The organism is Pseudomonas koreensis, assembly GCF_024169245.1.
In the GTDB taxonomy this organism is placed as follows: domain Bacteria; phylum Pseudomonadota; class Gammaproteobacteria; order Pseudomonadales; family Pseudomonadaceae; genus Aquipseudomonas; species Aquipseudomonas koreensis_F.
In genome coordinates, this window is sequence record NZ_JALJWP010000001.1 from 4,816,936 (window position 1) to 4,831,414 (window position 14,479).

Consider the following 14,479-nt stretch of genomic DNA (forward strand, 5'->3'; position numbering starts at 1 on the left):
CACATCATTCAATCCAGATGCGCCCAGGTCATCCTGAACAACGCCCCACCCCACACCGAGTCACCCACCTCAACCTGCCCGCCATGGGACTGCGACACCCGCCGCACCAGCGCCAGGCCCAATCCAAAACCACCCGTACGCCGATCACGACTGGCATCCAGTCGCGAAAACGGTTCGAAGATTTTCGCCCGTCCATCCAGCGGCACGCCCGGTCCGTCATCGCTGACCCGCACTTCATAGTCATCGCCGTTACGCAGCAGCGACACCTCTACGCGCTGCTCGGCGTAGCGGATGGCGTTGCGCAGCAGATTGATCACGGCCCGCGCCATGAAGCGCGGTTCGATGCTTACCGTGTCGACCCGGCAATCGCCGATCGACAACTGCACCCCCGCCGCTTCGGCCTCCAGCGCCACACTGCCGACAACGCTGTCGAGCCAGTCGGCCGCGTGAATATTCTCCCGTTTGATCACGGTCGCGCCGTGCTCGAGGCTGGCGTAGGTCAGCAACTCCGAGACCATTTCCTCCAGCTCACCGAGGTCGGCGTACATGTCGGCGATCAGTTCGCGATTCTGGCTCGGGTCCGGTTGCTGTTTGAGCTGATCGAGTTCGAACGACAGTCGCGCGATCGGTGTGCGCAGTTCGTGGGACACGGCATTGGTCAGTTCGCGCTGATTGGCGATCAGCCCTTCGATGCGCGCCGCCATCAGATTGAAGTGCTCGGCCAGATCGCGGATGTTCGAGCGCCGCGACAACTGGATGCGCACCGACAGATCGTTGTCGCCGAAACGCTCGGCGGCCAGCCGCAGCTTTTCCAGATCGCGCCAGTGCGGGCGCACCCAGAAAAACAGCACGATGCCGATCAACACTGCGAGCATCATGTACGCCGCGGTGATGTAGAACGGCATCAGGCTCGGCTCCGGCGGCAGCTTGATGCTGAGCAGCTGCGAGCCGCCATCGATGTTGCTGATGAATTGCGTGTAATCATCACGGATCACCAACAGATTCCGCGCCAGTTCGGCTTTTTCCTGGGGTGTCAGGGCCAGTTGATCGGCCTCGACCAGACTCAGCGACAGACCGTAATGGGCGCGCAACGAATCAAGTTTCTGTTCACGCTCCGCACCCTGGTGGCCTTGCAGATGATCGACCAGCGACCACGCCTGGCCGCGCACGGCTTCACGGTTGTAGTCCTGCATCTGGCTGTCGAGCAGCGCGTTGAAGGTGTGTTCGACCGTCTGCAAGGCCAGCACCAGCCCCACCGTCATTACCAGAAACAGGCCGAGGAACAAGCGCAGCATCTACAACTCCCACGCGAACGGATTGAACAGATAGCCCTTGCCCCACACGGTCTTGATACACACCGGCTCGCGGGGATTGTCCTTGAGTTTGTTGCGCAATTTGCTGATGTAGACGTCGACGCTACGGTTGAGGCCATCGAAGGCGATGCCGCGCATGCGGTTGAGAATGTCATCGCGCGAGAGAATCTTGCCCGCCGCGCTGGCGAGCAACCAGAGCAATTCGAACTCCATGGTGGTCAGCTCGACCATCTCACCGGCCAGGCGCACTTCACGGCAACTGCGGTCGATGCTCAATCTCCCGAATTCAAGAAAACTGACCACGCTGGTGTCCGGCATCTGCCGCCGTTGCAACGCGCGCAGCCGGGCGAGCAATACCGGCGGCTTGATCGGTTTGATCAGGTAATCGTCAGCGCCGGATTCCAGGCCGAGAATATGATCGAGATCGTCTTCCTTGGCAGTGAGGATCACGATCGGCGTGTCCGACACGCTACGAATTTCCCGGCACACCTGCAAACCGCTCTGCCCCGGCAACATCAGGTCGAGCACCACCACCTTCGGCTTGAACTCGAGAAACGCAGCCACGGCCAGATCGCCGCGATGCACCGTGCGCACCTCGTAGCCGTGTTGTTCAAGAAAGTGTGCGATCAGTGCGGCGAGACGCTCATCGTCTTCAACCAGCAGGACTGTGCCAAAACCCAGGTTATCCATAACGACCGTTGCCAAGCCAAACGTGGAAGGGCCGCATTATGCGGGCAATCGTCGGTCAAGCGATGACGCCAGACAGCAAAAACCGGCCACGCGGGCCGGTTTTCGGTGATGTTTCATACTCTTAAAAGTTTTTAACAATCAGACGATGATGCCCGATTGGATTGCGGACCTCTGTGGAGCTGCCGAAGGCTGCGATCTTTTGATTTTGATTTTCGATTTGTAAAAACAAGATCAAAAGATCGCAGCCTGCGGCAGCTCCTACCCGATCATGCGGCGACCGGCACACCGCTGTGGAAGCGGAATTCCTCGTCCGGCGACTCGATCAGTGCTTGCTCGGCTGCACGGACGCGCTCGATCACCTGCGCGACATCCTTGGCATCACCATACTGATAGGCGAGTTTCAGATAACCCTGAAAATGCCGCGCCTCGCTCTTCAGCAGACCGAAATAGAACTTGCCCAGCTCTTCGTCCAGATGCGGCACCAGTGCTTCGAAGCGTTCGCAACTGCGTGCTTCGATGAACGCACCGACCACCAGTGTATCGACCAGTTTTACCGGCTCGTGGCTGCGCACCACTTTGCGCAGGCCCGAGGCGTAGCGGCCGGCGTGCAGCTGACGCAGCTCGATCTTGCGCCGCTTCATGATGCGCATGACTTGCTCGTGGTGCACCAGTTCTTCCCGGGCCAGACGCGACATCATGTTGATCAGGTCGACGTGGGCGTGGTACTTGGCAATCAGGCTCAGCGCAGTGCTGGCGGCCTTGAACTCGCAGTTCTTGTGGTCGATCAGCAGGGTTTCCTGATCGGCCAGTGCCGCCTGGACCCAGGCGTCGGGCGTGCGGCAGCCAAGGAATTCGTGGATTTCGGGAAGGATCATGGGGCTCACGGTAAAAAGGTGTTCGAGCGAAGGGCGCCGATTATACCGGCCTGCCCGCAGACCACCAGCGGCGGCTGTTGATATGCATCAAGTCGCAGACGTTCGGGTAGCAACTATAGTTGTGCAACGCCGTGCCTTTTCTTTGCTGGAGACTCCGCTCATGCAAGCCATTCGCAGCATTCTGGTGGTCATCGAACCTGAACATGCAGAAAGCCTGGCGCTCAAGCGCGCCAAGCTGATCGCCGGTGTCACCCAGGCCCACCTGCATCTATTGGTGTGCGACAAGAAGCATGACCACGCCGGCCTGCTCAGCGTGCTCAAGGCTGCGTTGCTCGCCGAAGGCTACAGCGTGACCACCGAACAGGCATGGAACGAGAGCCTGCATGAAACCATCATCGATGTGCAGCAGGCCGAGGGTTGCGGCCTGGTGATCAAGCAGCACTTCCCCGACAGCTCGCTGAAAAAGGCCCTGCTGACCCCGGCCGACTGGAAAATCCTGCGCCACTGCCCTACCCCGGTGCTGCTGGTGAAAACCGCCGGTTCGTGGAAAGACAAAGTGATTCTCGCCGCCGTCGATGTCGGCAATGCCGATGGTGAGCATCGGCATCTGCACAGCACCATCATCGATCACGGCTACGACATCGCCAGTCTGGCCAAGGCGCATTTGCATGTGATCACCGCGCACCCGTCGCCGATGCTGTCGGCGGCAGACCCGACGTTTCAGCTCAAATCGACCATAGAAGCGAAATACCGCGAGCAATGCCGGGCGTTTCAGGCGGAGTTCGATGTCGATGATGAGCACCTGCACGTCGAGGAAGGCCCGGCGGATGTACTGATTCCGTTCACGGCGCACAAGCTGCAGGCGGCGGTAACGGTGATTGGCACGGTGGCGCGCAGTGGCTTGTCAGGCGCGTTGATCGGCAATACCGCTGAAGCAGTGCTGGATACGTTGGAAAGCGATGTGTTGGTACTCAAGCCGCAGGAGGTTGAGGATCATCTGGTGGAGTTGACGGTGAAACATTAAGCATCTGGAATGCGGCCCCTTGTAGGAGTGAGCCTGCTCGCGATAGCGGTGGATCATTGAATGATGCGTTGACTGACACAACGCAATCGCGAGCAGGCTCACTCCTACAATTGAAAGGCATCCTTGAGGAAGCCGGGGGCGATATAGCGCTGATAATGCGCTTCCGACAGCAGGAAAAATTCCCGATCAATGGCATCACGCAGTTCCGGCAAGTTCCAGTCGCGAAACTCCGGCAGCAGCACCATCCCGTATGCCTCAAGATTAATGATTACCCGCGCGCCCCGGGCAATCAGCTGATAGGCCCAGCAATATTCCGACTGATGCGGGACGAAGCGGATCTTGCGCTGTTCCAGCTGTTCGCGCAGACGCGCCGGGTCGAAGATCTCGACCTTGCTCGCCATCACTTGCGACAGCAATTGCTCCAGCCGCAGCCACACCGCGCGCTTTTCCTCCTCGTTGTACCCATTCCAATGGATCACTTCGTGGTGGAAACGCTTGCAGCCACGGCATACCAGGTCACCGTAAACGGTGGAGCAGAGGCCGACGCAGGGGGTCTTGATGGTCTGATTGGGCATAAATTGGCAAAACACTGAAACGCGGAACAGGCCGGCATGTTAGCCCTTTGTCGGGCATTGATCACCCCTCAAACAGCAGGGTCTCGCCAGCGTTGCAGGTTGGCCGCGGCCCGCGCTGATTGCCACGAAAGTCCAATAGCACGCGACTTACCTTTAAATTTTTTTTGCCGTAGAATCAGCCAGCCTTTTAAGGCGCCAATGTCCGTTAGAAGCTGTTTTCAAAGCGTCACGAGCACAGTCGTTCCTTCAGAGCGGTGTTGGCGAAGGGTTTTTCCAGCGGGGAAAAGCCCAACGCCAACCCTCATCAGCTCCCCGTTCTGCAGGCGTAAAACTTTGAAAGCAGCTTCTGTAAGGAATTGCCGGTAATTCTGGCCAAACGACCCACAACGTCGTGAGGAGCATGAGTACGGCAATTTCGGGATGAGCGTCCCGGACACCCATTTGGGACCACTGATGAGGGTAATAACTGTGCTTGAAGCCTACCGCAAACATATCGAAGAGCGTGCAGCCCTGGGTATCGTTCCCCAGCCGCTTAACGCCGAACAAACAGCAGGCCTGATCGAGCTGCTGAAGAACCCTCCGGCTGGCGAAGAAGCTTTCCTCGTTGACCTGATCACCAATCGCGTACCGCCTGGAGTGGACGAAGCCGCCTACGTCAAGGCCGGTTTCCTGTCCGCCCTGGCCAAGGGCGAAGCCTCCTCCCCTCTGCTGGACAAGAAACGCGCTGTCGAGCTGCTCGGCACCATGCAGGGCGGCTACAACATCGTCACCCTGGTCGAGCTGCTGGACGACGCCGAGCTGGCCCCAGTCGCCGCCGAAGAACTCAAGCACACCCTGCTGATGTTCGATGCTTTCCACGACGTCGCGGAAAAAGCCAAGAACGGTAACGTTCACGCCAAGGCCGTGCTGCAATCCTGGGCTGACGGCGAGTGGTTCAAGAAGCGCCCGGTGCTGGCCGACAAGATCAGCCTGCGCGTATTCAAGGTTACCGGTGAAACCAACACCGACGACCTGTCGCCGGCGCCAGACGCCTGGTCGCGTCCGGACATCCCGCTGCACGCCCTGGCCATGCTGAAAATGGCCCGTGACGGCATCGTGCCGGACGAGCAAGGCAAGACCGGCCCGATGAAGCAGATCGAAGAAATGCGCGGTCAGGGCTTCCCGATCGCCTACGTCGGTGACGTGGTCGGTACCGGTTCCTCGCGCAAATCGGCCACCAACTCGGTGCTGTGGTTCTTCGGCGACGACATCCCGTACGTGCCGAACAAGCGCGCTGGCGGTTTCTGCTTCGGCAGCAAGATCGCTCCGATCTTCTACAACACCATGGAAGATGCCGGTGCCCTGCCAATCGAGTTCGACGTGTCGAACATGAACATGGGCGACGTGATCGACCTGTACCCGCACGCTGGCAAGGTCTGCAAGCACGGTTCCGACGAAGTCATCACCACCTTCGAAATGAAAACCCCGGTGCTGCTGGACGAAGTCCGTGCCGGCGGTCGTATTCCGCTGATCATCGGCCGTGGCCTGACCGAGAAGGCTCGCGCCGAGCTGGGTCTGCCGCCGTTCGACCTGTTCAAGAAGCCGGAAGCACCGGCTGAAAGCACCAAGGGCTTCACCCTGGCGCAGAAAATGGTCGGCAAGGCTTGCGGTCTGGCAGAAGGCCAGGGCGTGCGTCCTGGCACTTACTGCGAACCGAAGATGACCACCGTGGGTTCTCAGGACACCACCGGTCCCATGACCCGTGACGAACTGAAAGACCTGGCGTGCCTGGGCTTCTCCGCTGATCTGGTGATGCAGTCGTTCTGCCACACCGCGGCTTATCCAAAGCCGATCGACGTGACCACCCACCACACCCTGCCTGACTTCATCATGACCCGCGGCGGCGTTTCCCTGCGTCCGGGCGACGGTATCATCCACTCGTGGCTGAACCGCATGCTGCTGCCGGACACCGTTGGTACCGGTGGTGACTCGCACACCCGTTTCCCGATGGGCATCTCGTTCCCGGCCGGTTCCGGTCTGGTCGCGTTCGCCGCAGCCACCGGCGTCATGCCGCTGGACATGCCGGAATCGATCCTGGTGCGTTTCAAAGGCAAGATGAAACCTGGCATCACCCTGCGTGACCTGGTTCATGCCATTCCGTACTTCGCTATCCAGAACGGTCTGCTGACCGTCGAGAAGAAAGGCAAGAAAAACGCCTTCTCCGGCCGCATCCTGGAAATCGAAGGTCTGGAAGGTCTGACCCTGGAGCAGGCGTTCGAACTGTCCGACGCCTCGGCCGAACGTTCGGCTGCCGGTTGCACCATCAAGCTGTCGAAAGAATCGATCACCGAGTACCTGCAGTCCAACATCACCCTGCTGCGCTGGATGATCGGCGAAGGCTACGGCGATGCGCGTACCCTGGAACGTCGTGCTCAAGCGATGGAAGCCTGGATCGCCAACCCTGAACTGATGGAAGCCGATGCCGACGCCGAATACGCCGAAGTCATCGAAATCGATCTGGCCGAGATCAACGAGCCCGTACTGTGCGCGCCAAACGATCCGGACGACGCCCGTCTGCTGTCCAGCGTTGCTGGCGAGAAGATCGACGAAGTGTTCATCGGTTCGTGCATGACCAACATCGGTCACTTCCGCGCCGCCGGTAAACTGCTGGATCAGGTCAAGGGTCAGCTGCCAACCCGTCTGTGGCTGTCGCCGCCGACCAAGATGGACGCTCACCAACTGACCGAAGAAGGCTACTACGGCATCTACGGCAAGGCCGGCGCACGCATGGAAATGCCAGGCTGCTCGCTGTGCATGGGTAACCAGGCACGCGTTGAGCCGAACAGCACCGTGGTCTCGACTTCGACCCGTAACTTCCCGAACCGTCTGGGCGACGGCGCGAACGTCTACCTGGCCTCGGCCGAGCTGGCTGCCGTTGCTTCGATCCTGGGTCGCCTGCCGACCGTCGAGGAGTACATGGAATACGCTGGCAAGATCGACAGCATGGCGGCCGATGTCTACCGCTACCTGTCCTTCGACCAGATCGCCGAGTTCCGTGAAGCGGCTGCGAACGCCAACATCCCGGTCGTTCAAGCCTAACGCTGCAAGGCAATAAAAAACGCCGCCCATCGAAAGATGAGCGGCGTTTTTTTTATTCTGATCGTTCCCACGCTCCGCGTGGGAATGCAGCCCCGGACGCTCTGCGTCCCCAAGCGTGACGCAGAGCGTCACAAGAGGCATTCCCACTCAGAGCGTGGGAACGATCAGTCATTACACAGCCAGCTTGTAAACCAGCGCCGAAATCGCCACCAGCCCGACCGCCGTAACAAACACGTTCGACGCCTGACCGCGATAACGCGCCATCGCCGGCACCTTGCGAATCGCATACATCGGCATCAGGAACAGAATCGCCGCGATCACCGGGCCACCAATGGTTTCGATCATGCCGAGAATGCTCGGATTGAGCGTCGCAACGATCCAGCAGATCACCAGCATCAACGCCGCCACGATGCGATCCAGCGCCTTGGCGCCCGGGCGTTTACCGCTCTTGACGATCAAACCCTTGAGACCTTCGCTGGCACCGATGTAATGACCGAGGAAGGACTTGGAGATCGCCACGAACGCAATCAACGGCGCTGCGAAAGCGATGGTCGGATTGCTGAAGTGGTTGGCCAGATAAGAAAGGATCGACAGGTTCTGGTCTTTCGCCTCAGCCAATTGCTCCGGCGACAGGGTCAACACGCAACTGAATACGAAGAACAGCACCATGATGACCATCAGTGCATGAGCGCGCGAAAGGATCTGCGAGCTGCGCTCTTGCGCGTGCACACCGTAACGGCGCTTCTGATCAACTGCGAACGCCGAAATGATCGGCGAATGGTTGAACGAGAACACCATCACCGGAATCGCCAGCCACAACGTATGCAGCAGCGCTGATGGCGCCGGCACTTGCGAGGCGGTGGCGAGGATGCCGCCGTTCCAGTGCGGAATCAGGTACACAGCGAGGAACAGCAGCGCGACGATGAACGGATAGACCATCAGGCTCATGGCCTTGACGATGACCTGTTCACCGCAACGCACCACAGCCAGCAGGCCGAGTATCAGCGCGAACGACAGCAGCGCGCGCGGTGGCGGCGTAATGTGCAGTTGATGTTCGAGAAAACTGCTGACCGTATTGGTCAGGCCGACGCTGTAGATCAGCAGGATCGGGAAGATGGCGAAGAAGTACAACAGCGTAATCAACGCGCCGGCCTTGATGCCGAAATGCTGCTCGACCACTTCGGTGATATCGGCGCCTTCGCGACCGGACAGCACAAAACGGGTCAGGCCACGGTGTGCATAAAACGTCATCGGGAATGCCAAAAGCGCGAGGATCACCAGCGGCCAGAAGCCACCCAGCCCTGCGTTGATCGGCAAAAACAGGGTGCCGGCGCCAATGGCCGTCCCAAACAGTCCCAGCATCCAGGTGGTGTCCTGGCGATTCCAGCTCGAAAGTTCAGCGGGTGCTGCTGCGTCGAAACGCTTTTCGAGGCTATTGGCCTGATCATTCATCCGGTCGGATCTCCGCATTCCGGTCACTTGCCACTCGGTCGGGACGCGTCGGAAAAAACCGACAGACATGCTCGGCCGAAACAGGGGCGCGATTCTCCGTGATAAATCAACGCAAGCAAAGACTTAGCTGAGGAATGGTTGTGCGGAGCAGATTGATGGGTAGTCGTTTATGGGAAAAACAAGGTCGCAAATGGGTACGTCAGATGCCGCATACGGATATGTTTTGCGATCAAGCCATGCTTCATCGAACGCGCTCACAGCGATATGCCGAGCATAAATCCCAATAAAATGCAGTACAGCCCGAAACAGAAGAGCAACCAGAGCTTGCCATTCTCCCTTTTATCTTTCTGGCGCACCTTTTCCTCGTATTCTGCAAACTCCCGTTCAATTCGTTCCAGTCTTGCCTTGCGGTCATATGTGCTCATACAGATTTATCCCTTGGATAATGCGCCTGAGTAATCTCAAGCATGAATACTCAAAACTTGAAGAAAACGCCTGCGACTGCGGTGATCGCAGTCAACACTCCGCCAAACACCGCAATTGGATAAAGGCTCGTCTCCCTTGATAGCTTCTTCTCCTCAGCCTGGAGCTTTTTCCATTCGGCCACGAGTTTCCGTGATTCATTTTCGAGCCTGTCGAGTTCCAGATTTTCGCGATCGTTATGAAACATTTGCCCTCCTTGGCTGCTGGCGGACTGGGGCCAGCACTTGTATGCACATCAACGGCTCTCGTCATGCCCTTATCATCAAACTTTTCCATTCACGCTGACCAGCAGACGCATCTGCCATCCCCGTAGGCAAAATCCGCGAGTCACGTAAGCCTCCTCATACGAGTAATCCGCAATATTCCAGACCAACTACCTGCCAGAATTCTGCCTTTGATCTAGCGTGAGAGAAGCCATAATCCTAGGAGCCCCCACATGCCACTGGTCCGCGTCGACATCCAGCAAAATCCCGATCCCACTTTCGCCAGGCGCATCGGCGAACAGATCTACACCGCCCTGCGCACCTGTATCGATGTGCCCGAGCACGACAATTTCCAGGTCCTCAACGAGCACGACGGCCAGCACTTCGTATATGACCCGCAATACCTTGGCATCCAGCGCAGCGACGGCGTGGTGTTCATCCAGATCACCATCAGCGAAGGGCGCAGCGTGGAAAAGAAACAATTGCTGTTCAAAACCATCGCCGAAAGCCTGCATGCGCAATTGGGCATTCGCCTGGAGGATGTGTTCATCAATCTGGTGGAGGTGAAAAAGGAGAACTGGTCGTTCGGCAACGGCGTCGCGCAATATGTCAGCTGATTGGCGGTGCGCCATGCCTGCGTGCTTGCTTGTTCCGCGAAGCCGTCCAGAATCAAAGCAACACTGCGCGAATGCAACGATTGCCAAGCCGCTGCGGATTCAGCACTCTGAGCCGACTTTCGCGACCCACCCGCCGCCAATCACAGGAGCCGCGCAATGCCCGCAACCGTTCTGGTACTGGTTGAAACGATCAATGACTATCTGCCGATTCTTGAACATCAGGGATTCCACCTGATCCTTGCACCAACGCCAGCCGAACGCGCGCAAGCCATCGCCACCCATGGCAGTCGCATCGATGCCGTGCTCACTCGCGGCCCGCTGGGCCTGACTGCCGACGAGATCAGCGCCCTGCCCGCCCTGAAAATCATTACGGTGATCGGCGCCGGTTATGAACAGGTCGACCTGCAAGCGGCCAGTGACCGAGGGATCACCGTCACCAATGGTGCCGGGGTCAACGCTTCGTCGGTCGCCGATCATGCGATGGCGCTGCTGCTGGCACTGGTGCGCGACATCCCGCGCTGTGATGCAGCCGTGCGCCGCGGTGAATGGCCGAAAATCATGCGCCCTTCGCTGGCGGGCAAGCGTCTGGGCATCCTCGGGCTGGGCGCTGTGGGCATGGCCATCGCCAAGCGCGCCGAGCTGGGCTTCGATATGCAGATCAGTTATCACAATCGCCAGATACGCAGCGACGTGTCTTACGCGTTCTGTTCGACACCGACCGATCTGGCCCGGGCTTCGGACTTCCTGGTGGTTGCCACGCCCGGCGGCATCGGCACCCAGCATCTGGTAACGCGAGCGGTGCTCGATGCGCTCGGCCCCAAGGGTTTTATTGTCAACATTGCGCGGGCCAGCGTTGTCGCGACGGCTGATCTGATCACCGCACTGGAACAACGACGGATCGCCGGTGCCGCGCTGGACGTGTTCGATCATGAACCCGAGGTGCCCGATACACTGAAGAACCTCGGCAACGTTGTGCTGACGCCGCATGTCGCCGGGCTTTCTCCCGAGGCCACACAAGGCACCGTGGAACTGGTGGGCCAGAATCTGATGGCGTTTTTCTCCGGACAACCAGTGCTGACTCCCGTCGCGCTGCCACCGAAACTGACTAACCAGCGCGTGCATTAAGGCGCGCGGGATCCGCGGTCCGCGCCGCTCCTCGCCCCATTCTCAAAGTTGATTATCCGGCAACACGCTAACCTATAAGACCGACCCGCGCTTGTGAGCACCCGAGCGCGCCATTAGATTAGCCAATGATGTCTGGCCTCCAAAATAAGCAGAAGGGATAAGCATGGCGCTTACTGACCAGTCCACCCGGATCCGCTCTGGCGAAGAACTCGATGCCGGCCTGATCGATCCGTACCTCAAGGCGCACATTCCCGGCCTCACCGGCACTCCGCAGATCAGCCAGTTTCCTGGCGGCGCGTCGAACCTGACCTACCTGCTGGAATACCCGGAGCAGGAGTTTGTCCTGCGCCGCCCGCCGTTCGGCCACAAGGCCAAATCCGCCCATGACATGGGCCGCGAATTCCGCATTCTCAATCAACTGCGCGACGGCTTCCCGTATTGCCCGAAAGCGTACGTGCACTGCACCGACGAAACCGTCATCGGCGCCGAGTTCTATGTGATGGAGCGGGTCAAGGGCATCATCCTGCGCGCCGAGCTGCCACCGGAGCTGGGTCTGGATTCGGCGAAAACCGAAGCGCTGTGCAAAAGCTTCATCGACCGGTTCGTCGAGCTGCATCGGGTCGATTACAACGCCTGCGGCCTCGGCGACCTGGGCAAGCCCGAAGGCTACGTCGCGCGGCAAATCAAAGGCTGGAGCGAGCGGTACGAAAAAGCCCTGACCCCGGACGCGCCGCACTGGGAAGCAGTGAAAGCGTGGCTCAACGACAAGATGCCGGCCGACCACCCGACGTCGAGCATCGTCCACAACGACTACCGCTTCGACAACGTCATCCTCGACCCCGACAACCCGATGCAGATCATCGGCGTGCTCGACTGGGAACTGACCACCCTCGGCGACCCGCTGATGGACCTGGGCAACACCCTCGCCTACTGGATCGAAGCCGGCGACCCGGCACCGGTACAACTGATGCGCCGCCAGCCGAGCCACGCACCGGGCATGCTGACGCGCCGCGAATTCGTCGACTACTACGCCGAGCGCTCGGGCATCCGCATCGACAATTTCGATTTCTACTACACCTACGGCCTGTTCCGCCTGGCCGGCATCGTGCAGCAGATCTATTACCGCTTCTACCATGGACAGACCCAGGACAAACGCTTCGCGCAGTTCATTCACATGAACAAACTGCTGGAGCAGATGAGCCTGCAGGTCATTCAGAAATCCAGCCTCTGATCCGGGCCGATAACAAGACTTTTCACAAGGGAATCCCATGTCCAAGACTCAGTTGTTCGACCTCGATGGCAAAATCGCTTTCGTTTCCGGCGCCAGCCGCGGCATCGGCGAAGCCATCGCCAAACTGCTGGCCCAGCAAGGCGCCCACGTGATCGTCTCGAGCCGCAAGCTCGAAGGTTGCCAGCACGTCGCCGACGCGATCACTGCCGCTGGCGGCAAAGCCACCGCAGTGGCCTGCCACATCGGTGAAATGGAACAGATCAGCCAGGTCTTCGCCGGCATCAAGGAACAATTCGGCCGCCTCGACATTCTGGTCAACAACGCCGCGACCAACCCGCAATTCTGCAACGTGCTCGACACCGATCTGGGTGCGTTCCAGAAGACCGTCGATGTGAACATTCGCGGCTATTTCTTTATGTCGGTGGAAGCCGGCAAGCTGATGCGCGAAAACGGTGGCGGCAGCATCATCAACGTCGCCTCGATCAACGGCATCTCCCCGGGCATCTTCCAGGGCATTTACTCGGTGACCAAAGCGGCGGTCATCAACATGACCAAAGTCTTTGCCAAGGAATGCGCGCAATTCGGCATCCGCTGCAACGCTCTCCTGCCGGGCCTGACCGACACCAAATTCGCCTCGGCGCTGGTGAAGAACGATGCAATTTTGAAGCAGGCGCTGACACAGATCCCACTCAAGCGCGTGGCCGATCCAAGCGAAATGGCTGGCGCGGTGTTGTATCTGGCCAGCGACGCGTCGAGTTACACCACTGGTGTGGCGCTGAACGTGGACGGCGGCTTCCTGTCCTGATTTCCCAGGCAAATTGCTAGCCCGTGTGGGAGCGAGCCTGCTCGCGAAAGCGTCGTGTCAGTCAGCTGTGTTTCGACTGATACCCCGCCTTCGCGAGCAGGCTCGCTCCCACAGAGTCACTGCTGGATTCCAGGCCTCGTGCAATCGAGGAATCGCGAGTCTTATTGTGTGATGCAACGGGTAGTCGTGATCTGGCGCGTCACCTGCCCATCCACATACATGTCCCCAACCACCTCAGTATTCTCCAACACCTCGCAGCGGCGCTCCGGCGGTGGCGGCGGCGCGACAGGCGCAGGGGGTGGTGGACTGGCACAACCGGCCAACAGCACTGCAAGAACAGCCAACGGCAATACGCGTTTCCCAGGATTATTCATAGGACGACCCGCGGTAAAGAGAGACAAACTCCCGCAACCCAACCGGCCGCGGAAGACCTGACCACTCATTCTTTATAGCTGAGCGCGTTGTCAGCGCCAGTGGATTGGGGTGATTGGCTGGTTTGGGCTGTCGGTTTTGCGCAGATTTTCCAGCAGAAGTCTGGATTGGGATTATGGTTGTCGGCGAGGGCCTCATCGCGAGCAGGCTCACTCCTACAGTTTTGATCGAGTGAATTCAGTAACAACCAGGTCGGCTGCCAGGCCGCCTTCGCGAGCAAGCTCGCTCCCACAGAAAAGCAAAATAAAAGCAAGCAAGCCGCCCCGCCACCCACCACATAACACGATGAGCGTTAGCTCGAGTAAAGCTTTTGATCCTGGAGCCCGTCGGCAGGCTGAGTGGAGGGATTGATCCGGGCGTGGGAGCGCAGCGACCGTACGACGCAGTCGTACACAGCGGAAGGAGGTGCAGCGAAGCAAACCGGAGCCGCTGCGCCAGGATCGATCCCGCAGCGAAGGAACCCCGAGCCTCAGCGAGCGGGCCGAACGTCAGGGCGAAGACCTTTTGGTTACTTTTGGGGCGTTTGCCAAAAGTGACCCGCCGTAAGGGAGGAACCGCCATCCGCAACACCCCAAA

The 14,479-nt window shown here is 59.2% G+C and carries 13 protein-coding genes; 6 read left to right on the forward strand and 7 right to left on the reverse strand.

The annotated features are described in order from the left end of the window. Positions 1-8: 8 nt before the first annotated feature. The 3 genes from J2Y90_RS21195 to J2Y90_RS21205 all read right to left on the reverse strand — a co-directional run bounded on the left by J2Y90_RS21195 (position 9) and on the right by J2Y90_RS21205 (position 2,878). On the reverse strand, positions 9-1,295 hold the full coding sequence (locus J2Y90_RS21195) for an ATP-binding protein (protein ID WP_253502751.1): 1,287 nt from the start codon (positions 1,293-1,295) through the stop codon (positions 9-11). Next, on the reverse strand, positions 1,296-2,003 hold the full coding sequence (locus tag J2Y90_RS21200; protein WP_253502754.1) for a response regulator: 708 nt from the start codon (positions 2,001-2,003) through the stop codon (positions 1,296-1,298). 266 nt (positions 2,004-2,269) lie between these two features. Continuing rightward, a complete protein-coding gene (locus J2Y90_RS21205; protein ID WP_122612531.1) occupies positions 2,270-2,878 on the reverse strand; it encodes a tRNA-(ms[2]io[6]A)-hydroxylase in 609 nt (202 codons plus the stop codon). A 160-nt stretch (positions 2,879-3,038) separates the two neighbouring features. On the opposite strand from J2Y90_RS21205, the gene J2Y90_RS21210 reads away from it, so the two are divergent. Beyond that, positions 3,039-3,902 carry a universal stress protein gene (locus J2Y90_RS21210; protein WP_253502757.1) on the forward strand — a complete coding sequence of 288 codons (864 nt, stop codon included), beginning with the start codon at positions 3,039-3,041 and terminating at the stop codon, positions 3,900-3,902. A 104-nt stretch (positions 3,903-4,006) separates the two neighbouring features. Here J2Y90_RS21210 and J2Y90_RS21215 read toward each other — a convergent pair whose 3' ends face one another. After that, positions 4,007-4,477 carry a DUF1289 domain-containing protein gene (locus J2Y90_RS21215; RefSeq protein ID WP_217849210.1) on the reverse strand — a complete coding sequence of 157 codons (471 nt, stop codon included), beginning with the start codon at positions 4,475-4,477 and terminating at the stop codon, positions 4,007-4,009. A gap of 468 nt (positions 4,478-4,945) precedes the next feature. On the opposite strand from J2Y90_RS21215, the gene acnB reads away from it, so the two are divergent. Continuing rightward, positions 4,946-7,555: a bifunctional aconitate hydratase 2/2-methylisocitrate dehydratase gene (gene acnB / locus J2Y90_RS21220; RefSeq protein WP_253505285.1), complete on the forward strand. Its 2,610-nt coding sequence runs from the start codon at positions 4,946-4,948 to the stop codon at positions 7,553-7,555. 171 nt (positions 7,556-7,726) lie between these two features. Here the strand turns inward: acnB and J2Y90_RS21225 are convergent, their stop codons facing one another. From J2Y90_RS21225 to J2Y90_RS21235, 3 genes are all read right to left on the reverse strand, one after another. After that, the gene (locus tag J2Y90_RS21225) at positions 7,727-9,007 is read right to left on the reverse strand and encodes an HAAAP family serine/threonine permease (protein ID WP_253502760.1); all 1,281 of its coding nucleotides are present in this window, start codon (positions 9,005-9,007) and stop codon (positions 7,727-7,729) included. 254 nt (positions 9,008-9,261) lie between these two features. Further along, positions 9,262-9,432 carry a hypothetical protein gene (locus J2Y90_RS21230; RefSeq protein ID WP_253502763.1) on the reverse strand — a complete coding sequence of 57 codons (171 nt, stop codon included), beginning with the start codon at positions 9,430-9,432 and terminating at the stop codon, positions 9,262-9,264. A gap of 50 nt (positions 9,433-9,482) precedes the next feature. Further along, positions 9,483-9,677, reverse strand: coding sequence for a hypothetical protein (locus tag J2Y90_RS21235; RefSeq protein WP_253502766.1), 195 nt, complete (start codon positions 9,675-9,677; stop codon positions 9,483-9,485). 249 nt (positions 9,678-9,926) lie between these two features. Here J2Y90_RS21235 and J2Y90_RS21240 point away from each other — a divergent pair, with 249 nt between their 5' ends. The 4 genes from J2Y90_RS21240 to J2Y90_RS21255 all read left to right on the forward strand — a co-directional run bounded on the left by J2Y90_RS21240 (position 9,927) and on the right by J2Y90_RS21255 (position 13,471). Next, complete coding sequence (locus J2Y90_RS21240; protein ID WP_253502769.1) at positions 9,927-10,310, forward strand: tautomerase family protein; 384 nt, start codon at positions 9,927-9,929, stop codon at positions 10,308-10,310. A gap of 156 nt (positions 10,311-10,466) precedes the next feature. Continuing rightward, positions 10,467-11,435: a 2-hydroxyacid dehydrogenase gene (locus J2Y90_RS21245; protein ID WP_039763156.1), complete on the forward strand. Its 969-nt coding sequence runs from the start codon at positions 10,467-10,469 to the stop codon at positions 11,433-11,435. 163 nt (positions 11,436-11,598) lie between these two features. Further along, positions 11,599-12,666 carry a phosphotransferase family protein gene (locus J2Y90_RS21250; protein ID WP_253502772.1) on the forward strand — a complete coding sequence of 356 codons (1,068 nt, stop codon included), beginning with the start codon at positions 11,599-11,601 and terminating at the stop codon, positions 12,664-12,666. Between the two features lie 37 nt (positions 12,667-12,703). Beyond that, positions 12,704-13,471, forward strand: a complete 768-nt coding sequence (locus J2Y90_RS21255) for an SDR family oxidoreductase (protein ID WP_024013283.1) — start codon at positions 12,704-12,706, stop codon at positions 13,469-13,471. The last annotated feature ends 1,008 nt before the right edge of the window (positions 13,472-14,479 follow it).

Bases quoted from the DNA above. Each gene is read 5' to 3' on its own strand.
- J2Y90_RS21240 (WP_253502769.1), top strand. From the start codon at position 9,927: ATGCCACTGGTCCGCGTCGACATCCAGCAAAATCCCGATCCCACTTTC.
- J2Y90_RS21210 (WP_253502757.1), top strand. From the start codon at position 3,039: ATGCAAGCCATTCGCAGCATTCTGGTGGTCATCGAACCTGAACATGCA.
- J2Y90_RS21235 (WP_253502766.1), bottom strand. From the start codon at position 9,677: ATGTTTCATAACGATCGCGAAAATCTGGAACTCGACAGGCTCGAAAAT.
- J2Y90_RS21225 (WP_253502760.1), bottom strand. From the start codon at position 9,007: ATGAATGATCAGGCCAATAGCCTCGAAAAGCGTTTCGACGCAGCAGCA.
- J2Y90_RS21250 (WP_253502772.1), top strand. From the start codon at position 11,599: ATGGCGCTTACTGACCAGTCCACCCGGATCCGCTCTGGCGAAGAACTC.
- J2Y90_RS21195 (WP_253502751.1), bottom strand. From the start codon at position 1,295: ATGCTGCGCTTGTTCCTCGGCCTGTTTCTGGTAATGACGGTGGGGCTG.
- J2Y90_RS21230 (WP_253502763.1), bottom strand. From the start codon at position 9,432: ATGAGCACATATGACCGCAAGGCAAGACTGGAACGAATTGAACGGGAG.
- J2Y90_RS21245 (WP_039763156.1), top strand. From the start codon at position 10,467: ATGCCCGCAACCGTTCTGGTACTGGTTGAAACGATCAATGACTATCTG.
- J2Y90_RS21200 (WP_253502754.1), bottom strand. From the start codon at position 2,003: ATGGATAACCTGGGTTTTGGCACAGTCCTGCTGGTTGAAGACGATGAG.
- J2Y90_RS21255 (WP_024013283.1), top strand. From the start codon at position 12,704: ATGTCCAAGACTCAGTTGTTCGACCTCGATGGCAAAATCGCTTTCGTT.
- J2Y90_RS21205 (WP_122612531.1), bottom strand. From the start codon at position 2,878: ATGATCCTTCCCGAAATCCACGAATTCCTTGGCTGCCGCACGCCCGAC.
- J2Y90_RS21215 (WP_217849210.1), bottom strand. From the start codon at position 4,477: ATGCCCAATCAGACCATCAAGACCCCCTGCGTCGGCCTCTGCTCCACC.